This is a genomic window from Pseudomonas sp. P1_F7, assembly GCF_056405655.1.
The window spans coordinates 194,234-216,969 of record NZ_JBFUBR010000013.1 but is presented as its reverse complement, the minus strand read 5'-3'; the positions used below and the strand labels follow the sequence as shown (position 1 = coordinate 216,969).

Below are 22,736 nucleotides of genomic sequence, written 5' to 3'. Positions count from 1 at the left end.
ATGAGCAATGACGGCGTGAATGCAGGCCGGCGTCGCTTCTTGGTAGCAGCCACATCCGTGGTGGGTGCTGCAGGAGCGGTGGGGGCTGCGGTCCCGTTCGTGGGGTCATGGTTTCCCAGTGCCAAGGCGAAAGCCGCAGGTGCACCGGTGAAAGTGAATGTCAGCAAAATCGAGCCAGGCCAGCAGATGATTGCTGAGTGGCGCGGCCAGCCGGTGTTCATCGTCCGCCGTACACAGGAAATCCTGGGGAATCTGAAGAAGATCGAGGGCCAGCTCGCTGACCCGACCTCCAAGAACTCGACACAACCGACTTACGTTGATCCGGAAATCCGTTCGATCAAACCTGAGGTCCTGCTGCTGATCGGTATCTGCACGCACCTGGGTTGCTCGCCGACCTTCCGTCCCGAAGTGGCACCTGCGGATCTGGGTAAAGACTGGGTGGGCGGCTATTTCTGCCCTTGCCACGGTTCCCACTACGATCTGGCTGGCCGCGTCTACAAGTCGCAGCCTGCGCCTTTGAACCTGCCAGTTCCCCCGCATTCCTATGAGACCGATGAAATTATTATCATTGGCGTCGATACGGAGAAAGCGTGATGAGCAAGTTCATGGATTGGGTTGATGCGCGCTTTCCCGCAACCAAGATGTGGGAAGACCATCTCAGCAAGTATTACGCTCCGAAAAACTTCAACTTCTTCTACTTCTTTGGTTCCCTGGCATTGCTCGTTCTGGTCAACCAGATCGTTACCGGCGTCTGGCTGACCATGAGCTATAACCCATCGGCGGAAGAGGCGTTTGCCTCCGTCGAATACATCATGCGCGACGTCGAGTACGGCTCGATCCTGCGTCTGCTGCACTCCACCGGCGCTTCGGCGTTCTTCATCGTGGTCTATCTGCACATGTTCCGTGGCCTGCTCTACGGTTCTTACCAGAAGCCGCGTGAGCTGGTGTGGGTCTTCGGTATGCTGATCTATCTGGCGCTGATGGCCGAGGCCTTCATGGGCTACCTGCTGCCGTGGGGTCAGATGTCCTACTGGGGTGCCCAGGTAATCATCTCGCTGTTCGGTGCGATCCCGGTCATCGGCAACGACCTGACCCAGTGGATTCGCGGTGACTACCTGATTTCCGGTATTACCCTGAACCGCTTCTTCGCCTTGCACGTGGTTGCCCTGCCGATTGTTATCCTTGGTCTGGTGGTGCTGCACATCCTGGCGTTGCACGAAGTCGGTTCGAACAACCCGGATGGTGTGGACATCAAGAAGCACAAGGACGAAAACGGCATACCGCTGGACGGCATTGCCTTCCATCCGTACTACACCGTGAAAGATATCGTCGGCGTGGTGGTGTTCCTGTTCATCTTCTGCTCGATCGTGTTCTTCTTCCCGGAAATGGGCGGCTACTTCCTCGAAAAGCCGAACTTTGAAGTGGCGAACGCCTTCAAGACCCCAGAGCACATCGCTCCGGTTTGGTACTTCACCCCGTTCTACGCCATCTTGCGTGCGATTCCGGACAAGCTCCTTGGTGTGATCGCCATGGGCGCGGCCATTGCTGTGCTGTTCGTCCTGCCATGGCTCGACCGTAGTCCGGTCAAGTCGATGCGCTACAAAGGCTGGCTGAGCAAGATCTGGCTCTGGGTGTTCTGCATCTCGTTCGTGATCCTGGGTGTGCTGGGTGTTCTGGCCCCGACTCCAGAGCGTACGTTGCTGTCGCAGGTATGTACCTTCCTGTACTTCGCCTACTTCATTCTGATGCCGTTCTATACCAGGCTCGAGAAGACCAAACCGGTTCCGGAAAGGGTGACTGGCTGATGAAAAAACTATTTGCTGTATTGATGCTTGCTGCGCTGCCAGTGTTCGCTTTCGCCGCTGAACACGGTGGCCCCGAGCTGGAAAAAGTCGACATCGACGTTTCCGATAAAGCAGCCATGCAGGACGGCGCGCGTACGTTCGCCAACTACTGCATGGGTTGCCACAGTGCCAAGTTCCAGCGCTATGAGCGTGTTGCCGACGACCTGGGCATTCCCCATGAGTTGATGCTGGAAAAACTGGTGTTCACCGGCGCCAAGATCGGCGACCACATGAGCACCGGCATGCAGCCGGCGGACGCCAAGGCCTGGTTTGGCGCAGCGCCGCCGGACCTGACCCTGGTTGCCCGTGTTCGCGGCACCGACTGGCTCTACGGTTACCTGAAGTCGTTCTACGAAGATCCTGCGCGCCCTTGGGGCGTGAACAACAAGGTCTTCCCGAACGTGGGTATGCCTAACGTCCTGGCCGGCCTGCAAGGTCGCCAGGTCGTCGGTTGCAAACAGGTTCAGATCGTCGAAGGCGGCAAGAAGCAATACGATCCGTTGACCGGCGCGAAGCTGACTCATGAAGCGTGCGATCAACTGACCATCGTGCCGAAAAGCGGTGCTCTGACTGAAGAGCAGTTCGATGAGAAGGTCAAGAATCTGGTAACCTTCCTGGCTTACTCGGCTAACCCGGTTAAGCTGCAACATCAGCGCATCGGTACGTACGTATTGTTGTACCTGGCGTTCTTCTTCGTCTTCGCTTACCTGCTCAAGCGCGAATACTGGAAAGACGTGCACTGATAAAGCTTCAAGCTATTGCTGTTAATCGCGCGCGCCCAAGGGCGCCTCTGAAGATGTAGCGAAACTGGTGATCCAGTCGTTACGGGAGGCGCCCTCTGGGCGCGCTCGTTTTTCCGCGTTCGATAATTTCTACAAGCGAGGAGGATCGCCATGGGCGTGACCAATCGGTTGGCCTGTTACTCCGACCCCGCCGACCACTATTCCCACCGAGTGCGCATCGTACTGGCAGAGAAGGGTGTCAGCGCCGAGATCATTTACGTGGAAGCTGGACGTCAGCCACCTAAACTGATTGAGGTGAACCCTTACGGCAGCTTGCCCACCCTGGTCGATCGTGACCTGGCGTTGTGGGAGTCGACAGTGGTGATGGAATATCTGGATGAGCGTTACCCGCACCCGCCGCTACTGCCGGTTTATCCCGTGGCGCGTGCCAACAGTCGCCTGCTGATACACCGCATCCAGCGAGACTGGTGCGGTCTGGTGGATCTGATTCTGGATTCGCGGACCAAGGAGGCGGCCCGTGCCGTGGCTCGGAAAGAGTTGCGCGAAAGCCTGACGGGCGTGTCGCCGCTGTTCGCCGACAAACCGTTTTTCCTTAGTGAGGAACAAAGTCTGGTGGATTGCTGCCTATTGCCAATACTCTGGCGATTGCCGATTCTGGGTATAGAACTGCCGCGGCCGGCCAAGCCGCTGCTTGATTATATGGAGCGCCAGTTTGCGCGTGAGGCTTTCCAGGCGAGTCTGTCTGGTGTCGAACGCGATATGCGCTAAGGCTTAAGGAGCCGTTATGAACTCCAGTCGACCTTATCTGGTCCGCGCGCTCTATGAGTGGATTGTGGACAACGATTGCACCCCGCACATGCTGGTCAATTCCGAGTACCCGTCGGTGCAGGTGCCTCAGGGGTTTGCCAGTGACGGGCAGATCGTCCTGAACGTATCGCCACAAGCCGTGCGTCACTTGCACATGGATAATGAGGCGGTCAGTTTCGAGGGGCGCTTTGGTGGCGTGCCGCACACCTTGTACGTGCCAATTGCCTCGATCCTGGGTATCTACGCCCGGGAGAATGGCCAAGGCATGGTGTTTGATCTGGAATCGCCGATGGGCGAGGACGAGGACGAGGAGGTCGAGCCGGATGACGATCTTCCACCGCCCGGCAGCGAGCCGCCGCGTCCAAGCGGTCGCCCAAGTCTGAAGGTGGTGAAGTAATAAAAAAGGCGATCCAGATGGATCGCCTTTTTTGTGCCTGCCTGTTGTGAATCAGTCGATGTACTCGAATAGCTTCACAATCTTCTGCACACCGGAAACGCCTTGCACCAGGTTGGTCGCCTGCGCCGCCTCCTGCTTGGTCAGCAGGCCCAGCATGTAGACGATGCCGTTTTCAGTGACAACCTTGATGCGCGAACCGGGGATGTTCGCGTCGGCGAGCATCTGGGTCTTGATCTTGGTGGTCAGCCAGGTGTCGTTCTGGCGTGCCAGCAGCGAGGAGGGTGGCAGGATTTGCAGTTCGTTGTGCACCTGCTTCACGCGCTGCACAGCGGCGGCGGCTTGTTCTGCCTTGGCCTTGAGGTCTGCGCGTGGCGTTTGCCCGGCGAGCAGCACGACACCGTTGAAGCTGGTGACGACGATGTGCGAATCCTTATCCAGAGCCGGGTCGGCCTTGGCGACGTTCACACCAACCTTGGTGTCGATCAGGGAGTCGTCGATCTTGCTGCCCAGTGTGCGAGTGCCGCGGTCATCTTCAATCGGTGCTTCACGGCTGGCAGTCACCACTGAGGTGCAGCCGCTGATGCCGAGGCATAGGGTCAAGGCCAGTAGGCCAAGGCGATTAGGGGTCATTCTTCACTCCCGAACAATTGGCTGTCGATCAAGTCGCAAAGGCAATGGATCGCCAGCAGGTGGACTTCTTGAATGCGAGCGGTGACGTTGGCCGGTACGCGAATCTCGACGTCTTCGGGCAACAGTAGCGACGCCATGCCGCCGCCATCACGCCCCGTCAATGCTACGACAATCATTTCGCGATCATGTGCGGCCTGGATCGCTTGAATTATGTTGGCCGAGTTGCCGCTGGTGGAGATAGCCAGCAACACATCGCCCGGTTGGCCCAATGCACGGATCTGCTTGGAGAAGATTTCGTTGTAGCTGTAGTCGTTGGCGATCGAGGTGATCGTCGAGCTGTCGGTCGTCAGGGCGATGGCCGGCAGGCTCGGACGTTCGCGCTCAAAGCGGTTGAGCAGTTCGGACGAGAAATGCTGGGCGTCGCCAGCCGAACCGCCGTTGCCACAGGAAAGCATTTTGCCTTCGTTGAGCAGGGCGTTGACCATGACCTGGCTGGCTTGCTCGATGTGCGGTGCAAGTACTTCCATCGCCTGTTGCTTGGTGTCGATACTGGCCTGAAAAAGCTGGCGAATTCGGGATTGCATGTCCATCTGTGTGACCTTAAGTAGCGCGGCTGTTCGGCACGTGAATGTGCAGCCCGCAAAGCAAAGAGCAAAAGTGTTGGGTGAGAGTGTCCGGTTCGCAATGCCGGCGATCAGCCGTCGAAGGCATTCTGTAGCCAGTTCAACTGATCGAGGTTGCTGTCGATGGCAATCACGTCGAAGCGGCAAGGGGAATTGGCCCAGCGCGACTCGCACTGAAGAAAATATTGCGCGGCGAAAATCAGTTTTTGCCGTTTGCGCCCATCGATGCTATCGAGCGCGCCACCCCATTGAGTGTTTTTTCTGTAGCGGACTTCAACGAATACTACTGTATCGCCATCTAGCATGACCAGATCAAGCTCGCCGCGTTTACACAACCAGTTCTGCGCCAGCAGGCGCAGACCCTGTTGTTGAAGATGCTCGAGCGCATGGCGCTCGGCATCCTTGCCGCTTTGCTGGCGTGACCTGTCGGGCATCAGCGAGCGGTGTCCGGCAGGCGCTGAACCTGGCCATTGGCAAACTCGGCCCATGGCAACTGACGCACGACCCGCTGGCTCTGAGACATGCCAAGGCTGCCCGACTCACCGTCGATGCGGCTGTCCGGCAGTGACTTGAGCTGGCCCAGGCGTGGCGCCAGTCGATAGGCGTCCACGCCCATGGCATACAGGCGCCCCAGGCTGCCGGCGGCTTGTGGCCACTGGGCGGTGACCTGGCGGCGCAGTGGATCATTGGCGTCCAGCAACCATGGCGTCTCGCAGAAGCGAATGCCATTCATGTCGTTGTACTGGTTGACGTCACCGCTGGCGCTGAACACGTGGGAGGTGGCGTAGACCGGAACATCGCCTGCGTACTGGAAGTTCAGGGTCGGTTTGATCTGCTGGGCCTGTTGCGGTGTTGCGGCGAGGAAAATGAACTCGATGTCCTGGCGGCGCGATGGCTGGGCAGCGACTTGCGAGCCAACGGTGCTTTGCAGGCTCTTGGCGCGGCCTTCGCTCTGACGCAGCTGGAACATGTCGGCAATCTGCTGGGCCAACTGGACCGGTTGATCGACGCGTTCGGTGGCGACGATGGTGCCGCCATTGGCTTGCCAATCCTGGCTGAACGCCTTGAGCACGCGGTCGCCCCATTCGCCTTTCGGCACCATGATGGCGGCACGATGCAGGCCGTCGGCGCGAGCGCGGCGCGACACTTCGCGGGCTTCGTCTTCAGCGGCAAGACCGAACTGGAACAACTGCGCCGGGCCTTGATCGCCCTCGCTGTAATTCAGCGCCAGCGTAGTGATCGGCAATTGCGGGCGAGCGCTCAGCTGTTTGACCAGCGGCTTCTCCAGCGGGCCGACGACCAGTTGCACTCCATCGGCCTGGGCCTTGCGGTAGAACTCGTCCATGGAGGTCAGGCGCGAGCTGTCATAGAACTCGATGGCGGGTGGTTTCTGCCCGGCCTGTTGTGCCTGGTAGTGAGCGGCCATGAAGCCGTCGCGCAGTGCTTTGCCAACCGAGGCCAGTTGGCCGTCCTGAGGCAGCAGCAGGGCGATCTTGTTCAAGGGCTGGCTGGCCAGTTCCTTGAGTTGGGTCAGTGGCTGCGGCAATTGTATGGCTGCCGGGTGCTTCGGATTCTGCGCGCGCCAGTGGTCGATGGCGGCCTGTTGCTGCTCCAGGGTGCCGGCAGATTTCACGGCCAGCGCCAGGGCCATCCAGCCGCCGAGATCGTCGGTGGTGTTTGGCTGCAACTGCTCGGTCGGCAGCGAAGCGATCAGGGTCCAGATGGCTTCGTGGTTTTTGCTTGCGGCTTCACCTTTGAGCATCGGCGCGATGAAAATTCGCTCGCGAGCGGCGGCGAGGGTCTGGCCATCGGCTTCAAGTGCGCGGGCGTGAACGGTGCCGGTGCGGACCTGTTGTTCGACGGGCAGTTCGCTCAAGCGTTGCAGGCTCGGATGGCTCAAGGCAGCCAGCGCGGCCTTGGGCTGATTGCGGGTCATGGCCAGCTCCGCCGCCAGGGTACTGGCGAAAACCTGTGGGCCCGGCTTGAGCTGCTCGATCGGAACCTGTTGCAGGATTTGCGCGGACTGGCCGGCATTGCCCTGGCGATAGGCCAGGTCGGCAGCGCTCAAGCGCAGCAAAGCGGCATCTTCCGGTGATTTGCTTTGGGAGGCCTTCTCAAGCAATTGCTCGATGCTGGCGTCCGGTGTCCGTGGAAGTTCGCCAAGGCTGGAGGAGGGCGAGCTGGCGCAAGCCGCCAGCAAGGCAGCGAGGCAGAGGGCAGATAACAGCCGCAGGCAAGCGATCATGTAAGCGTTCCTGATACTCGATCAAATTAGCGTGGAATTGTACCCAAGCACTGGCCGGGGCGCGATGTTACTGGCGTGAATCGATCAATTTAGCTGGTGTAAATGTTGCGCCAGCGCACAAACGGTCGCCGATACCTCGTTTGCTTGCGGGTATCGTGAGTCTCGCTACGCGCTACAATGGCGACTTTTACCGATCATGAGGTGTGCGCTTTGACTGCTCCAGGTGCTTTGAATTCCGCTGCTGGCTCGCTTTATGTGGTGGCGACGCCCATCGGCAACCTGGATGACATCAGTGCGCGGGCGCTGAAGATTCTGCGTGAAGTGGCCTTGATTGCCGCGGAAGACACCCGCCATTCCCAGCGCCTGATGCAACACTTCGGCATTTCGACGCCATTGGCGGCCTGTCATGAGCACAACGAGCGGGATGAAGGTAGCCGCTTTATCACTCGCCTGCTTGCCGGTGACGACGTGGCGTTGATCTCCGACGCCGGGACGCCGCTGATTTCCGATCCGGGTTATCACCTGGTGCGGCAGGCCCGGGCTGCAGGCATCAATGTAGTGCCGGTTCCGGGGGCCTGCGCGTTGATTGCAGCGTTGTCGGCGGCGGGTCTGCCTTCCGACCGTTTCATTTTCGAAGGATTCCTCCCGGCCAAGGCTGTGGGGCGGCGAGCGCGTCTCGAACAGGTAAAGGAAGAGCCTCGCACATTGATCTTCTATGAGGCCCCGCATCGCATCCTTGAATGCCTGCAAGACATGGAGCTGGTGTTCGGCCCCGAGCGCCCGGCGCTGCTTGCCCGTGAGCTGACCAAGACGTTTGAGACCCTCAAGGGGCTGCCGCTGGCTGAGCTGCGCGAGTTTGTCGAGTCGGACAGCAATCAGCAGCGCGGCGAGTGCGTGGTGCTGGTGGCGGGCTGGTCCGCGCCCGAGGAGGAAGGTGTCGTCAGTAGCGAGGCGATGCGCATCCTCAACCTGTTGCTCGAAGAGATGCCGCTCAAGCGTGCGGCGGCTTTGGCGGCGCAAATCACCGGCGAGCGAAAGAATGTGCTGTACCAGATCGCGCTGGATCAGCAGAGGGGCGAGTAAAACCCGACGCACAGGCGTGCTCAATGGCGCTTGGCGCTTGTTCTTCGGGCGCTGTGCYGGTAACCTTCGCGGCGGAGAGTCGATCGGACAGTCGCTGCCCTCTATGAAAATTAGGGGGGGGAGGAAAGTCCGGGCTCCATAGGGCGAAGTGCCAGGTAATGCCTGGGAGGCGTGAGCCTACGGAAAGTGCCACAGAAAATAACCGCCTAAGCGCTTCGGCGCCGGTAAGGGTGAAAAGGTGCGGTAAGAGCGCACCGCACGTCTGGCAACAGTTCGTGGCTAGGTAAACCCCACTTGGAGCAAGACCAAATAGGGTCCCAAGGCGTGGCCCGCGCTGGGACCGGGTAGGTTGCTAAAGATGTCCAGTGATGGCCATCGTAGACGAATGACTGTTCAAGACAGAACCCGGCTTACAGATCGACTCTCCACCTTTTTCTCTCCTCTGCTTGAATCATTGAGTAGGGGGGTTGGTGGTAGCAATCTCTCTCCGTGTACACACGTCGGGAGAAGCGGTTTTGTGATATCGATTAGCCCGCGCTTGTAGTGATCGCATAAACACCGCGCAGTACCGGTTTTCTTCGTTACACGGTCGTCAGCAGAAGCGGTTTTGTGATATCGATTAGCCCGCGCTTGTAGTGATCGCATAAACTCCACGCAGCACCGGTTTCCCTCCTTACACAATCATCCGCAGAACCTCTTTTGTAATACCAAAAAAATCTTACTCTTAATAAATTACTTTAACTTCCGAACACAGCCTCCTGTGCTGATTCAAGTTGTTGGGCAGTTTCATCTGCCGGATCCTCGTTGCTCCTCCTTTAATGCTCCTAAATCTCAGTTCTGTAAGGGTTTTCCTTTAATCCGTGCCTTGACGGTGTGGTGGGCGCATTCCTATAGTGTGCGTAAGTGGCGGAAAGTGGCATGAAGTGGGTTTTTTGAACTCAAAACGCTAGAATTTGGAGAAACGCTGACGTGTTTCGCGGAGCCAACGCTATCAGTCTCGATGCAAAGGGCCGTCTCGCAATGCCGAGCCGGTACCGTGACGAGCTCGATTCGCGGAGTTCCGGTCAATTGATCGTGACAATTGATGCCGTTGATCCTTGTTTGTGTGTTTACCCCCTCGATGAGTGGGAAATTATTGAAACCAAACTGCGCGCACTGCCTTCGCTTCGCGAAGAGAACCGCCGCCTGCAACGTTTACTGATTGGTAATGCCGTCGACCTCGAGCTCGATGGCAGTGGTCGTTTTCTGGTTCCGCCGCGTCTTCGTGAATATGCCAAGTTGGATAAGCGCGCGATGTTGGTAGGCCAACTGAACAAGTTCCAATTGTGGGACGAGGATGCCTGGAACGCGGTTTCTGCCGCTGACCTGGCTGCCATTCAACAACCGGGCGCGATGCCTGATGAACTGCGTGATTTGATCCTGTGACTATTGATAGCGGCTTTAACCACATCACCGTACTGCTTGACGAAGCCGTCGAGGCTCTCGCTGTACGTCCTGATGGCTGCTATCTGGACGGCACGTTCGGGCGCGGCGGACACAGCCGGTTGATCCTCAGCCAGCTCGGTCCCGATGGTCGGTTGCTCGGATTCGATAAAGATCCACAAGCGATTGCCACCGGGCAGACGCTAGCGGCCGAAGACGGCCGCTTTGTCGTTGTGCAGCGCAGCTTTGCCGAACTCGGTTCGGAAGTCGCCGAACGCGGTCTGGCCGGCAAGGTCAGCGGCGTGCTGCTGGATCTTGGCGTGTCTTCGCCACAGCTCGACGACCCTGAACGCGGCTTCAGCTTCCTCAACGACGGCCCGCTGGACATGCGCATGGATCCGTCCCGTGGCATCAGCGCCGCCGAATTCGTCAACACCGCTCCCGTGGAAGAAATCGCCCGGGTGTTCAAGGAGTACGGCGAAGAGCGTTTCTCCGGCCGCATGGCCCGTGCCGTGGCCGAGCGCCGCGACATCAAGCCATTCGAGCGCACCGGTGACCTGGCAGAAGTCCTGAAGGTCGCCAACCCGGCGTGGGAAAAGGGCAAGAACCCCGCAACCCGCGCGTTCCAGGGGTTGCGTATTCACGTCAACAACGAACTGGGCGATCTGGAGACCGGCCTCGAAGCCGCTCTGGAATGCCTGGAGGTGGGCGGTCGCCTGGTGGTGATCAGCTTCCATTCGCTGGAAGACCGTATCGTCAAACTGTTCATGCGCAAGCTGGTCAAAGGCGAAGCCGACAACCTGCCGCGCAACCTGCCGGTTCGGCATGTTGCCTTCGAACCGAAAATCAAAGTCCATGGCAAAGCGCAGACGGCCTCCGACGCCGAACTCAAAGCCAACCCACGTTCCCGTAGTGCTGTCATGCGCGTGGCGGAGAAGCTGCGGTGAGCAAGCTTTTCGCCAAGCCATTGCCCGGCGGAAGCTTCTTCATGCTGCTGCTGTTTGTCGGCGTGCTCGTTTCGGCCATCGGCGTGTCTTACAGCGCCCACTGGAATCGCCAGTTGTTGAACACGCTGTACAACGAACTGAGCGTGCGCGACAAGGCGCAAGCCGAGTGGGGCCGGTTGATTCTGGAGCAGAGCACCTGGACCGCCCACAGCCGTATCGAAGTGCTGGCCACCGAACAATTGAAAATGCACATCCCCGGTGCCGCTGACGTGAAGATGGTGGCGCCATGATGAAGCTCGAAGGTGCACTCTTTCCTTGGCGGTTCCGCGTGGTGCTGGGTTTGCTTGGCATCATGGTGGCCGCGATTGCCTGGCGCATCATCGATTTGCAAGTGGTCGACCGTGCCTTCCTTAAAGGTCAGGGCGATGCCCGCAGCGTTCGTCATATTCCGATTCCGGCTCACCGTGGTCTGATCACCGACCGTAACGGCGAGCCTTTGGCCGTCAGTACCCCGGTGACCACGCTGTGGGCCAACGCCAAGGAAATGCAGCTGGAAAAAGACAAGTGGCCAGCACTGGCCGCAGCGCTGGGACAGGATCCCAAGGCCCTGACCGAGCGTCTTGAAGCCCAGGCCAACAAAGAATTCATTTACCTGGTGCGCGGGCTGACGCCTGAGCAGGGCCAGGCTGTGCTCGACCTGAAGGTGCCGGGTGTCTATGGCATCGAAGAGTTTCGGCGGTTTTATCCTGCCGGCGAAGTCACTGCTCATATGGTCGGGTTTACCGACATCGACGATCACGGTCGTGAAGGCGTCGAACTGGCCTACGACGAATGGCTGGCCGGGGTCCCTGGCAAGCGTCAGGTGATCAAGGACCGGCGCGGTCGGCTGATCAAGGATGTCCAGGTCACCAAAAACGCCAAGGCCGGCAAGCCCTTGGCGTTGTCCATTGACCTGCGCCTGCAATACCTGGCCAACCGCGAATTGCGCAACGCGATTATCGAGAACGGCGCCAAGGCGGGCAGCCTGGTGATCATGGACGTGAAGACCGGCGAGATTCTCGCAATGGTCAACCAGCCGACCTACAACCCGAACAACCGCCGTAACCTGCAGCCGGCGATGATGCGTAACCGCGCGATGATCGACGTGTTCGAGCCGGGTTCGACCATGAAAGCGATCTCGATGAGCGCCGCCATCGAAACCGGCCGCTGGAAACCGAGCGACACCGTCGAGGTGTATCCGGGCTCCTTGCAGATTGGCAAGTACACCATCAAGGACGTTTCCAAGACCGAAGGTCCGGTGCTCGACCTGACCGGCATCCTGATCAACTCCAGTAACGTCGGTATGAGCAAGGTCGCGTTCGATATCGGCGGCGAAACCATTTTCCGTCTGGCGCAGAAAGTCGGCCTTGGCCAGGACACCGGCCTGGGCTTCCCTGGCGAGCGCGTCGGCAACCTGCCGAACTACCGCGAATGGCGCAAGGCAGAAACCGCCACGCTGTCCTACGGCTACGGTATCTCGGTTACCGCGATCCAGTTGGTCCACGCCTTCTCGGCCCTGGCCAACAACGGTCGCCTCGCGCCGCTGACCCTGATCAAGACCGACAAGGCACCGCAAACCACCCAGGTGCTGCCGGAGGCGGTCGCGAAAACCATGCAAGGCATGCTGCAACAAGTGATCGAGGCCCCGCGCGGTGTGTTCCGTGCGCAGGTGCCGGCGTATCACGTGGGCGGCAAGTCGGGTACTGCACGTAAAACCTCGGTTGGCACCAAGGGTTACGCCGAGAACTCCTACCGTTCGCTGTTCGCCGGCTTCGGCCCGATGAGCGATCCGCGTTACGCCATCGTGGTGGTAATCGACGAGCCGACCAAGGCCGGTTACTTCGGCGGCCTGGTTTCCGCGCCGGTGTTCAGCCGTGTGATGTCGGGCACCCTGCGCCTGATGAACATTACGCCGGACAACCTGCCACCTACTCAACAAGCGAACGCAACACCGGTCGTTCCGCTGAAAGCCAATGGAGGGCGCGGCTGATGTCTCTGAGCCTGAACAAGATTTTCCCTCACGCCGGCCACGATCTGCTGATTCGCGAACTCGCCCTGGACAGTCGCAATGTGCGCGCGGGTGATCTGTTCCTCGCCGTGCCGGGCGGGAAATTCGATGGGCGCACACATATTGCCGACGCCTTGCAACGCGGTGCTGCTGCGGTGGCCTATGAAGTCGAAGGCGCCACGGTCTTGCCGATCACTGAAGTGCCGCTGATTCCGGTCAAAGGTCTGGCGGCCCAGCTGTCGGACATCGCCGGGCGTTTTTATGGCGAGCCTAGCCACCACCTGAACCTGGTGGGCGTGACCGGCACCAACGGCAAGACCAGCGTGACGCAATTGGTCGCCCAGGCACTGGACCTGCTCGGCCAGCACTGCGGTCTGGTCGGCACGCTCGGTTCGGGTTTCTACGGGGCGCTGGAAAGCGGCCTGCACACCACGCCGAACCCGATTGCCGTGCAAGCGACCCTGGCGGACCTGAAAAAGGCCGGGGCCAAAGCCGTGGCGATGGAAGTGTCTTCTCATGGCCTGGACCAGGGCCGCGTCACGGCATTGGCCTTCGATGTGGCGGTGATGACTAACCTGTCCCGCGATCACCTGGATTACCACGGCACCATGCAGGCTTACGGCGAAGCCAAGTCCAGGCTGTTTGTCTGGAATGATTTGAAATGCCGCGTGGTGAACCTCGACGACGAATTTGGTCGGCAACTGGCCGCCGACAAGTGCGAGTCGCGGCTGATCACCTATAGCCTGGAAGATTCCGGCGCCTACCTGTATTGCCGCCAGGCGCAATTCGACGACGAAGGCGTGCGCGCCACGCTGGTCACGCCACAGGGCGAGCACCTCTTGCGCAGCACCTTGCTCGGTCGCTTCAACCTGAGCAATGTCCTGGCGGCGGTCGGTGCGTTGCTCGGTCTGGATTACGCCCTGGACGAAATCCTCAAGGTGCTGCCGAAGCTTGAAGGCCCTGCCGGTCGCATGCAGCGCCTGGGTGGTGGCTCGCAGCCGCTGGTAGTGGTCGATTACGCCCACACCCCGGATGCCCTGGAGAAAGTACTGTTGGCGCTGCGTCCACACGCCAAGGGTCGGTTGCTGTGTCTGTTTGGCTGTGGTGGAGACCGCGATCGCGGCAAGCGTCCGTTGATGGCCGAAGTGGTCGAGCGCCTGGCCGATGGCGTACTGGTCACCGACGACAACCCGCGTACTGAAGACCCTGCAGTAATTTTCGACGACATCCGCGCCGGTTTCACGGCTGTGGGTAAAGTGGAGTTCGTTGCCGGTCGTGGTCAGGCGATTGCCCGTTTGATCGCCAGCGCTTCGGTGGATGACGTGATTGTCCTGGCCGGTAAGGGTCACGAGGACTATCAGGAAATCAACGGCGAGCGTCATGCCTTTTCCGATCTGGTCGAGGCCGATCACGCCTTGACCGCGTGGGAGGTGGCCCATGCTTAAGGCCTTGAAACTGAGTGAACTGACCGGCGCGCTGAATGCTCGCCTGGTGTCCGCCGATGCCAGTTTCGACGGTGTCAGCATCGACAGCCGTGCAATCAAGCCGGGTCAGCTGTTTATTGCCCTGACCGGTCCGCGTTTCGACGGTCATCACTATCTGAATGAGGTCGCCGCCAAGGGCGCCGTGGCTGCGCTGGTCGAGCGTGAAGTCGCCGACAGCACGCTGCCGCAGTTACTGGTCAGCGACACTCGCGAGGCCCTGGGCCAGTTGGGCGCGCTGAATCGCGCCGCCTACACCCATCCGGTCGCGGCCGTCACCGGTTCCAGCGGCAAGACCACGGTCAAGGAAATGCTCGCGAGCATCCTGCGCACGCGCGGTGCAGTGCTGGCGACCCGTGGCAACCTGAACAACGACCTCGGCGTTCCGCTGACCCTGCTCGAACTGGCGCCGGAACATACCGCTGCGGTGATCGAGTTGGGTGCCTCTCGCCTGGGCGAAATTGCCTACACCGTGAGCATGACCAAGCCCCATGTGGCCGTTCTCAATAACGCCGGGACCGCCCACGTCGGCGAGTTCGGCGGTCCGGAAAAAATCGTCGAAGCCAAGGGCGAGATTATCGATGGGCTGGATGCCGATGGCGTCGCCGTTCTCAATCTTGACGACAAGGCATTCAGTATCTGGAAGGCACGTGCCGGTGATCGCAAAGTGCTGACGTTTGCGTTGAGCAATTCCAGCGCCGATTTCTACGCCAGCGACCTGGCCACCGATGCCCGCGGCTGCCCGGCGTTCAACCTGCACAGCCCTGAAGGTGTGGAGCGCGTTCAACTGAACCTGCTCGGCACCCACAACGTCGCCAATGCCATGGCTGCCGCCGCTGCCGCCCATGCCCTGGGTGTGTCGCTGTTCGGCATCGCCACCGGCCTCGGCGCGGTGCAACCGGTCAAGGGTCGCACCGTCGCGCAACTGGCCAGCAATGGCATGCGCGTGATCGATGACACTTATAACGCGAACCCCACCTCCATGTGCGCTGCCGTTGATATACTGGCCGGCTTTTCCGGTCGCACCGTCCTGGTGCTCGGAGATATCGGCGAGTTGGGCGAATGGGCGGAGCAGGGGCACCGCGACGTGGGCGAGTACGCCTGTGGCAAGGTTTCCGCGCTGTACGCCGTCGGGCCAATGATGGCTCACGCCGTGAACGCATTCGGTCCACAGGCTTTTCACTTCAGCACGCAGGCTGAGCTGATCAAGGCCCTGGGCGCCGAGCAAGACACAAACACCACCATTTTGATCAAGGGGTCGCGCAGCGCTGCGATGGAAAACGTCGTCGCCGCCTTGTGCGGGTCCAGTCTGGAGAAACATTAATGCTGCTGCTGCTAGCGGAGTATCTGCAACAGTTCTACAAAGGCTTCGCGGTCTTCCAGTACCTGACCCTGCGCGGGATTCTCGGTGTACTGACCGCGCTGGTCTTGTCGCTGTGCTATGGCCCTTGGATGATCCGCACGTTGCAGAACCGTCAAATCGGTCAATCCGTTCGCAACGACGGCCCGCAGTCGCACCTGTCCAAGTCGGGTACACCGACCATGGGCGGCGCGCTGATTCTGTCGTCCATCGGTGTCAGCACCCTGCTTTGGGCTGACCTGAGCAACCGTTACGTCTGGGTCGTACTGTTGGTGACCCTGCTGTTCGGCGCCATCGGCTGGGTCGACGACTACCGCAAGGTCATCGAGAAGAACTCCCGCGGGCTGCCAAGTCGCTGGAAGTATTTCTGGCAATCGGTATTCGGCCTGGGCGCGGCGATATTTCTGTATGTGACCGCCGCCACGCCGGTGGAAACCACGCTGATCCTGCCGATGCTCAAGGACTACAGCATTCCGCTGGGCGCAGGCTTCATCGTCCTGACCTATTTCGTGATTGTCGGTTCGAGCAACGCGGTCAACCTGACCGACGGCCTCGACGGCCTGGCGATCATGCCGACGGTAATGGTGGGCGGCGGCCTGGGCATTTTCTGCTACCTGTCGGGTAACGTGAAGTTCGCCGAATATCTGCTGATTCCTTACGTACCGGGCGCAGGCGAGTTGATCGTGTTTTGTGGCGCGTTGATCGGAGCAGGCCTGGGCTTCCTCTGGTTCAACACCTATCCGGCACAAGTCTTCATGGGTGACGTCGGCGCACTGGCGCTGGGCGCGGCCCTGGGCACCATCGCGGTGATCGTCCGTCAGGAAATCGTCCTGTTCATCATGGGCGGCGTGTTCGTGATGGAAACCCTGTCAGTGGTCATTCAGGTCGCCTCTTTTAAACTGACCGGTCGCCGCGTATTCCGCATGGCGCCGATTCACCACCACTTTGAACTCAAGGGCTGGCCCGAGCCGCGCGTGATCGTCCGTTTCTGGATCATCACCGTGATTCTCGTGCTGATCGGCCTTGCCACCCTGAAGCTGAGGTAGAAACTCGTGTCTCTGATCGCTTCTGACCACTTCCGCATTGTTGTCGGCCTCGGCAAGAGCGGCATGTCCCTGGTTCGCTTCCTGGCGAACCGGGGCGTGTCGTTTGCCGTGGCCGATACGCGGGAAAATCCACCGGAACTGGCCACGCTCAAGCGTGACTATCCGCACGTGGAAGTGCGTTGTGGCGAGCTGGACGTCGAATTCCTGTGCCGTGCCGACGAGCTCTACGTGAGCCCCGGCCTGGCACTGGCGACCCCGGCCCTGCAGGCCGCCGCCGCCCGTGGCGTGAAATTGTCCGGTGACATCGAGCTGTTCGCGCGTAACGCGAAGGCGCCGATCGTGGCCATCAGCGGCTCCAACGCGAAAAGCACCGTCACCACCCTGGTCGGCGAAATGGCGGCGGCGGCGGGCAAGCGTGTTGCCGTCGGTGGCAACCTCGGTACCCCGGCGCTGGACTTGCTCAGCGACGACATCGAGTTGTACGTGATGGAACTGTCGAGTTTCCAGCTGGAAACCACAGACCAACTCAACGCCGAAGTGGCGACCGTGCTCAACGTCAGCGAAGACCACATGGACCGTTACAGCGGTCTGCCGGCCTACCACCTGGCCAAGCACCGGATCTTCCGTGGCGCCAGACAGTTCGTGGTCAATCGCCAGGATGCCCTGAGTCGTCCGTTGATGGGCGAGGGCCAGCCGTGCTGGACCTTCGGCCTGAGCAAACCCGATTTCAAGGCGTTTGGTATCCGTGAAGAAGACGGCGAGAAATACCTGGCCTTCGAATTCCAGAATCTGATGCCTGTGCGCGAATTGAAGATTCGTGGCGCCCACAACCAGTCCAACGCCCTGGCAGCCCTGGCCCTGGGCCATGCAGTCGGCCTGCCGTTCGATGCCATGCTCTCGAGCCTGCGCACCTTCGCCGGTCTCGAGCATCGCTGCCAGTGGGTCCGCGACCTCGACGGCGTGGGCTACTACAACGATTCCAAGGCCACCAACGTCGGTGCCGCACTGGCGGCCATCGAGGGCCTGGGCGCGGACATCGACGGCAAGATCGTGCTGATCGCCGGTGGCGACGGCAAGGGTGCCGAGTTCAAGGACCTGCGCGTTCCGGTGGCGGCCAACTGCCGCGCCGTGGTCCTGATGGGCCGCGATTCCGACAAGATCGGCGAGGCCATCGGTGACGCCGTACCGCTGATCCGCGCCGGCTCCCTGGTCGAAGCCGTCGAGCAATGCCGCGCCGCCGCCCAGCCGGGCGACGTGGTGCTGCTGTCGCCGGCCTGCGCCAGCTTCGACATGTTCAAGAACTACGAAGACCGTGGTCACCAGTTCGTCCAAGCCGTGGAGGATCTGGCATGAGCCTGAGAGACATCATCAAGCCATACCCTTCGCCGATCATCACCGGGCGCGGTATCGACCTCGATTTCCCGATGCTCGCCGGTTGTCTGACGCTGCTCGGCCTGGGACTGATCATGATTGCCTCGGCGTCGACCGAAGTGGCGGCGGTGCAGTCGGGCAGCGCCCTGTATTACATGATTCGCCACCTCATTTACGTGGTGCTGGGCCTGGGTGCCTGCATCGTCACCATGATGATCCCGATTGCCACCTGGCAACGCCTGGGCTGGCTGATGCTGCTCGGTGCGTTCGGCTTGCTGGTGATGGTGATCATTCCGGGGATCGGCCGTGAGGTTAACGGCTCGATGCGCTGGATTGGCTTCAGTTTCTTCAACGTTCAGCCTTCCGAGATCGCCAAGGTGTTCGTGGTGATCTACCTCGCCGGTTATCTGGTGCGTCGCCAGAAAGAAGTGCGTGAAAGCTGGATGGGTTTCTTCAAGCCATTCATCGTGCTGCTACCGATGGCGGGTCTGTTGCTGATGGAGCCGGACTTCGGTGCCACTGTCGTGATGATGGGGGCTGCGGCGGCAATGCTGTTCCTTGGCGGTGTCGGGCTGTTCCGTTTTTCCCTGATGGTAGTGCTGGCCGTCGGCGCGGTGGTGCTGTTGATTCAAATGCAGCCGTATCGAATGGCGCGTCTGACCAACTTTGCCGATCCGTGGGCCGACCAGTTCGGTGCCGGTTATCAATTGTCCCAGGCGTTGATCGCCTTCGGTCGCGGCGAATGGCTGGGTGTCGGCTTGGGCAACAGCGTGCAGAAACAGTTTTACCTGCCGGAAGCCCACACCGACTTCGTGTTCTCGGTCCTGGCCGAAGAGCTGGGCGCGGTGGGTTCGTTGTGCACCGTGGCACTGTTCGTCTTCGTGTGTATTCGTGGCATGTACATCGGTTTGTGGGCCGAGAAGGCCAAGCAGTTCTTTGCTGCTTACGTGGCCTACGGTCTGTCGTTCCTGTGGATTGGCCAGTTCCTGATCAACATCGGCGTGAACGTCGGTCTGCTGCCAACCAAGGGGCTGACCCTGCCGTTCCTCAGTTATGGCGGCAGTTCGTTGGTGATCTGCTGCGCCTGTCTCGGCTTGTTGCTGCGCATCGAGTGGGAAAGTCGAACCCACCTTGGCAGTGAAGAGATGGAGTTCCATGAGAGCGACTTCGCCGAGGAGCCGAACCATGGGCGCTAACGTCATGATCATGGCCGGCGGCACCGGTGGCCACGTGTTCCCGGCGCTGGCCTGTGCCCGCGAATTCCAGGCGCGCGGCTATACCGTGCACTGGCTCGGCACTCCGCGTGGCATCGAGAACGATCTGGTGCCGGCGGCCGGTATCGAGCTGCACCGGATCAACGCCAGCGGTCTGCGCGGCAAGGGCAAGCTGTCGCTGCTCAAAGCACCGTTCATGTTGTTCAAGTCGGTCTGGCAGGCGCGGGCGATCATTCGCCGTCTGCAACCGGTCTGCGTCGTGGGTTTTGGTGGTTTTGTGACCGGCCCTGGCGGCGTCGCGGCAAAGCTGGCCGGCGTGCCGGTGATCGTTCACGAACAGAACGCCGTGGCCGGTACCGCCAATCGGTTGCTGGTGCCGTTGGCCGCCCGAGTCTGTGAAGCGTTCCCCGACACCTTTACCCTGTCGGACAGCCGCCGGACCACCGGTAATCCGGTGCGCACCGAGCTGTTCCTCGAGACATCGCGACCTGCCCTGGCCGGTCGCAAGGCGCGTTTGCTGATCCTGGGCGGAAGCCTGGGCGCAGAACCGTTGAACAAGTTGCTGCCTGAAGCCCTGTCGCAAGTCGCTGCCGACTTGCGTCCGGAAGTGTTCCATCAGGCCGGCAAAAACCACGATGAAGTGACTGCAGAGCGCTATCGCGCGGCTGGCGTCGAGGCGCAGGTGCAGCCCTTCATCAAAGACATGGCCCAAGCCTACAGCTGGGCCGACCTGGTGGTATGTCGCGCAGGCGCGCTGACCATCAGTGAACTGGCCGCCGCCGGTCTGCCCTCGATGCTGGTGCCTTTGCCTCACGCCATCGACGATCACCAGACCCGCAACGCCGAATATTTGGCCCGTGAAGGCGCAGCCTTCCTGATGCCGCAAAGAACGACTGGCGCCGCGGATCTTGCCGCTCGCCTGACAGAGGTCCTGATGCAACCACAACGACTCAACGTAATGGCTACCGCGGCACGCCGCCTGGCCAAACCCGATGCCACCCGTAACGTGGTCGATAGCTGCCTGGAGGTGGCCCATGGTTGAGAGTCAGAAAGCCATGCCGCAACCGGAAATGCGCCGCATCCGCCGCATCCACTTCGTCGGTATCGGCGGTGTGGGCATGTGCGGGATTGCTGAAGTGTTGTTGAACCTGGGCTATGAAGTGTCCGGTTCCGACTTGAAGGCTTCGCCGGTGACCGAGCGTCTGGAGTCCTTCGGGGCGCAGATCTTCATCGGCCATCGCGCCGAGAACGCCGCGGCCGCTGACGTGCTGGTGGTGTCGAGCGCCGTGAACACCTCCAACCCGGAAGTCGCAACCGCACTGGAGCGCCGTATTCCGGTGGTGCCGCGTGCAGAGATGCTGGCTGAGCTGATGCGTTATCGCCACGGTATCGCCGTTGCCGGTACCCACGGCAAAACCACGACTACCAGCCTGATCGCTTCGGTGTTCGCGGCCGGTGGCCTGGACCCGACGTTCGTGATCGGTGGCCGCCTGAATGCCGCGGGCACCAATGCCCAGCTCGGCACCAGCCGTTACCTGATCGCCGAGGCTGACGAAAGCGATGCGAGCTTCCTGCACTTGCAGCCGCTGGTGGCCGTAGTCACCAACATCGACGCCGATCACATGGCGACCTACGACGGTGACTTCAACAAGCTGAAGAAAACCTTCGTCGAATTCCTCCACAATCTGCCGTTCTACGGTCTGGCGGTGGTGTGCCTGGACGATCCGGTGGTGCGTGAAATCCTCCCGCAGGTCAAACGCCCGACGGTCACCTATGGCTTCGGCGAAGACTGCGACGTGCGCGCCATCAACGTGCGCCAGCAAGGCATGCAGACCTTCTTCACCGTACTGCGTCCTGACCGCGAGCCGCTGGATGTTTCGGTGAACATGCCGGGCAACCACAACGTATTGAACGCACTGGCGACCATCTGCATTGCCACCGACGAGGGCGTCAGCGATGAAGCCATCGTCCAGGGTCTGTCTGGCTTCCAGGGTGTTGGCCGACGCTTCCAGGTCTACGGCGAACTGCCGGTGGACGGCGGCAATGTAATGCTGGTCGATGACTACGGTCACCACCCGACGGAAGTCGCGGCCGTGATCAAGGCCGTACGCGGTGGCTGGCCGGAGCGCCGCCTGGTGATGGTCTACCAGCCGCACCGTTACAGCCGCACCCGCGACCTGTACGACGATTTCGTCAATGTACTGGCCGACGCCAACGTACTGCTGCTGATGGAAGTCTATCCGGCCGGCGAAGAGCCGATTCCGGGCGCCGACAGCCGCAAGTTGTGCAACAGCATTCGTCAGCGTGGCCAGCTCGACCCGATCTACATCGAGCGTGGTGTCGACCTCGCGCCAGTGGTCAAGCCGCTGCTGCGCGCCGGCGACATCCTGCTGTGCCAGGGCGCCGGTGATATCGGCGGTCTCGCACCAAAACTGTTGAAAAGTGAGTTGTTCGCCGGTGCCGTTGCCGCGCCGGAGAAGGGGAAGTTGAAATGACTGCTGCCTACGCCAACCTGGTCTCCACGATCGCGCCGAAAGACTTCGGCCGCGTCGCCGTGCTGTTCGGCGGCAAGAGTGCCGAGCGCGAGGTGTCCCTGAAGTCGGGCAACGCTGTTCTGGACGCACTGCAAAGCGCCGGTGTGGACGCGTTCGGCCTCGACGTGGGCGATGACCTGCTGCAGCGTCTGCTCAACGAAAAAATCGACCGCGCCTTCATCATCCTCCACGGTCGTGGCGGTGAAGACGGCAGCATGCAGGGCCTGCTCGAATGCCTCGGCATCCCGTACACCGGCAGCGGCATCCTGGCTTCGGCCCTGGCCATGGACAAACTGCGCACCAAGCAGGTCTGGCACAGCCTGGGCATTCCGACGCCACGTCACGCGGTACTGAGCAGCGAGGCCGATTGTATTTTGGCAGCGACGGAACTGGGCTTCCCTTTGATCGTCAAACCGGCCCATGAAGGTTCAAGTATCGGGATGGCCAAAGTGAGTTCTGCGTCCGAGTTGATCGACGCATGGAAAGAGGCCAGTACCTACGATTCGCAAGTGTTGGTCGAGCAATGGATTCACGGTCCGGAGTTCACCATCGCCACCCTGCGTGACCAGGTGTTGCCTCCGATTACCCTGGGCACGACGCACAGCTTCTACGACTACGACGCCAAGTACATCGCCAACGATACCCAGTACCGCATTCCGTGCGGGCTGGACAGCGCCAAGGAAAAGGAACTCATGGACCTCACGGCGAAAGCCTGTGAAGCGTTGGGTATCGCCGGTTGGGGCAGGGCAGACGTGATGCAGGACGCCGACGGGCAGTTCTGGTTTCTGGAAGTCAACACCGCACCGGGCATGACCGATCACAGCCTGGTGCCGATGGCGGCCCGTGCCGCCGGTCTGGATTTCCAGCAACTGGTTCTGGCCATTCTGGCCGAGAGCGTTGCCGGCAACACTGCCGGTAACCAAGAGTCGACGAGAGGTTAAG

General features: G+C 60.6%; 22 protein-coding genes and 1 other RNA gene. 19 read left to right on the top strand and 4 right to left on the bottom strand.

Annotated elements, in window-relative coordinates:
- The 5 genes from petA (at window position 1) to AC1D1M_RS20450 (ending at window position 3,791) form a co-directional block, all read left to right on the top strand.
- On the top strand, window positions 1-594 hold the full coding sequence (gene petA / locus AC1D1M_RS20470) for a ubiquinol-cytochrome c reductase iron-sulfur subunit (RefSeq protein ID WP_008045955.1): 594 nt from the start codon (window positions 1-3) through the stop codon (window positions 592-594).
- Window positions 594-1,805, top strand: a complete 1,212-nt coding sequence (locus AC1D1M_RS20465; RefSeq protein WP_008045954.1) for a cytochrome b — start codon at window positions 594-596, stop codon at window positions 1,803-1,805. The genes petA and AC1D1M_RS20465 overlap by 1 nt, the downstream gene beginning before the upstream one ends.
- Entirely contained in the window at window positions 1,805-2,587 is a 783-nt protein-coding gene (locus AC1D1M_RS20460; RefSeq protein WP_477777015.1) for a cytochrome c1, read from the top strand. Before AC1D1M_RS20465 ends, AC1D1M_RS20460 begins: the two co-directional genes overlap by 1 nt.
- Before the next feature lie 150 nt (window positions 2,588-2,737).
- Window positions 2,738-3,355 carry a glutathione S-transferase N-terminal domain-containing protein gene (locus tag AC1D1M_RS20455; protein ID WP_007972581.1) on the top strand — a complete coding sequence of 206 codons (618 nt, stop codon included), beginning with the start codon at window positions 2,738-2,740 and terminating at the stop codon, window positions 3,353-3,355.
- A 16-nt stretch (window positions 3,356-3,371) separates the two neighbouring features.
- Window positions 3,372-3,791: a ClpXP protease specificity-enhancing factor gene (locus tag AC1D1M_RS20450; RefSeq protein WP_477777014.1), complete on the top strand. Its 420-nt coding sequence runs from the start codon at window positions 3,372-3,374 to the stop codon at window positions 3,789-3,791.
- Between the two features lie 51 nt (window positions 3,792-3,842).
- On the opposite strand, the gene AC1D1M_RS20445 is transcribed toward AC1D1M_RS20450, so the two are convergent.
- The 4 genes from AC1D1M_RS20445 to AC1D1M_RS20430 all read right to left on the bottom strand — a co-directional run bounded on the left by AC1D1M_RS20445 (window position 3,843) and on the right by AC1D1M_RS20430 (window position 7,289).
- The gene (locus AC1D1M_RS20445; protein WP_007989868.1) at window positions 3,843-4,421 is read right to left on the bottom strand and encodes a BON domain-containing protein; all 579 of its coding nucleotides are present in this window, start codon (window positions 4,419-4,421) and stop codon (window positions 3,843-3,845) included.
- Window positions 4,418-5,011, bottom strand: coding sequence for a phosphoheptose isomerase (locus tag AC1D1M_RS20440; protein WP_007972584.1), 594 nt, complete (start codon window positions 5,009-5,011; stop codon window positions 4,418-4,420). Before AC1D1M_RS20440 ends, AC1D1M_RS20445 begins: the two co-directional genes overlap by 4 nt.
- A gap of 104 nt (window positions 5,012-5,115) precedes the next feature.
- The gene (locus AC1D1M_RS20435; protein ID WP_008016690.1) at window positions 5,116-5,478 is read right to left on the bottom strand and encodes a YraN family protein; all 363 of its coding nucleotides are present in this window, start codon (window positions 5,476-5,478) and stop codon (window positions 5,116-5,118) included.
- Entirely contained in the window at window positions 5,478-7,289 is a 1,812-nt protein-coding gene (locus tag AC1D1M_RS20430) for a penicillin-binding protein activator (RefSeq protein WP_477777013.1), read from the bottom strand. The genes AC1D1M_RS20435 and AC1D1M_RS20430 overlap by 1 nt, the downstream gene beginning before the upstream one ends.
- Window positions 7,290-7,466: 177 nt before the next feature.
- Here AC1D1M_RS20430 and rsmI point away from each other — a divergent pair, with 177 nt between their 5' ends.
- From rsmI to AC1D1M_RS20360, 14 genes are all read left to right on the top strand, one after another.
- A complete protein-coding gene (rsmI, locus tag AC1D1M_RS20425; RefSeq protein WP_477777012.1) occupies window positions 7,467-8,372 on the top strand; it encodes a 16S rRNA (cytidine(1402)-2'-O)-methyltransferase in 906 nt (301 codons plus the stop codon).
- Window positions 8,373-8,447: 75 nt separating this feature from the next.
- Window positions 8,448-8,801, top strand: an RNA gene (gene rnpB, locus AC1D1M_RS20420) — RNase P RNA component class A.
- 540 nt (window positions 8,802-9,341) lie between these two features.
- Entirely contained in the window at window positions 9,342-9,797 is a 456-nt protein-coding gene (gene mraZ, locus AC1D1M_RS20415; RefSeq protein WP_007917012.1) for a division/cell wall cluster transcriptional repressor MraZ, read from the top strand.
- Window positions 9,794-10,741, top strand: a complete 948-nt coding sequence (gene rsmH, locus AC1D1M_RS20410; RefSeq protein ID WP_007972589.1) for a 16S rRNA (cytosine(1402)-N(4))-methyltransferase RsmH — start codon at window positions 9,794-9,796, stop codon at window positions 10,739-10,741. The genes mraZ and rsmH overlap by 4 nt, the downstream gene beginning before the upstream one ends.
- Window positions 10,738-11,031 (top strand): cell division protein FtsL, encoded by a 294-nt coding sequence (gene ftsL / locus AC1D1M_RS20405; protein WP_223458993.1) that lies wholly within the window; start codon window positions 10,738-10,740, stop codon window positions 11,029-11,031. The genes rsmH and ftsL overlap by 4 nt, the downstream gene beginning before the upstream one ends.
- A complete protein-coding gene (locus AC1D1M_RS20400; protein WP_178087121.1) occupies window positions 11,031-12,770 on the top strand; it encodes a peptidoglycan D,D-transpeptidase FtsI family protein in 1,740 nt (579 codons plus the stop codon). The genes ftsL and AC1D1M_RS20400 overlap by 1 nt, the downstream gene beginning before the upstream one ends.
- Complete coding sequence (locus tag AC1D1M_RS20395; RefSeq protein ID WP_477777011.1) at window positions 12,770-14,233, top strand: UDP-N-acetylmuramoyl-L-alanyl-D-glutamate--2,6-diaminopimelate ligase; 1,464 nt, start codon at window positions 12,770-12,772, stop codon at window positions 14,231-14,233. Before AC1D1M_RS20400 ends, AC1D1M_RS20395 begins: the two co-directional genes overlap by 1 nt.
- Complete coding sequence (locus tag AC1D1M_RS20390) at window positions 14,226-15,593, top strand: UDP-N-acetylmuramoyl-tripeptide--D-alanyl-D-alanine ligase (RefSeq protein ID WP_477777010.1); 1,368 nt, start codon at window positions 14,226-14,228, stop codon at window positions 15,591-15,593. The genes AC1D1M_RS20395 and AC1D1M_RS20390 overlap by 8 nt, the downstream gene beginning before the upstream one ends.
- Window positions 15,593-16,675: a phospho-N-acetylmuramoyl-pentapeptide-transferase gene (gene mraY / locus AC1D1M_RS20385; protein WP_007998264.1), complete on the top strand. Its 1,083-nt coding sequence runs from the start codon at window positions 15,593-15,595 to the stop codon at window positions 16,673-16,675. The genes AC1D1M_RS20390 and mraY overlap by 1 nt, the downstream gene beginning before the upstream one ends.
- Window positions 16,676-16,681: 6 nt before the next feature.
- Window positions 16,682-18,028: a UDP-N-acetylmuramoyl-L-alanine--D-glutamate ligase gene (gene murD / locus AC1D1M_RS20380; RefSeq protein WP_477777009.1), complete on the top strand. Its 1,347-nt coding sequence runs from the start codon at window positions 16,682-16,684 to the stop codon at window positions 18,026-18,028.
- On the top strand, window positions 18,025-19,242 hold the full coding sequence (gene ftsW / locus AC1D1M_RS20375) for a putative lipid II flippase FtsW (protein ID WP_477753055.1): 1,218 nt from the start codon (window positions 18,025-18,027) through the stop codon (window positions 19,240-19,242). Before murD ends, ftsW begins: the two co-directional genes overlap by 4 nt.
- Window positions 19,232-20,302 carry an undecaprenyldiphospho-muramoylpentapeptide beta-N-acetylglucosaminyltransferase gene (gene murG / locus AC1D1M_RS20370; RefSeq protein ID WP_477777008.1) on the top strand — a complete coding sequence of 357 codons (1,071 nt, stop codon included), beginning with the start codon at window positions 19,232-19,234 and terminating at the stop codon, window positions 20,300-20,302. The genes ftsW and murG overlap by 11 nt, the downstream gene beginning before the upstream one ends.
- Window positions 20,295-21,755: a UDP-N-acetylmuramate--L-alanine ligase gene (gene murC / locus AC1D1M_RS20365; RefSeq protein ID WP_108214920.1), complete on the top strand. Its 1,461-nt coding sequence runs from the start codon at window positions 20,295-20,297 to the stop codon at window positions 21,753-21,755. Before murG ends, murC begins: the two co-directional genes overlap by 8 nt.
- Complete coding sequence (locus AC1D1M_RS20360; protein WP_477777007.1) at window positions 21,752-22,735, top strand: D-alanine--D-alanine ligase; 984 nt, start codon at window positions 21,752-21,754, stop codon at window positions 22,733-22,735. Before murC ends, AC1D1M_RS20360 begins: the two co-directional genes overlap by 4 nt.
- Window position 22,736: the final 1 nt, after the last annotated feature.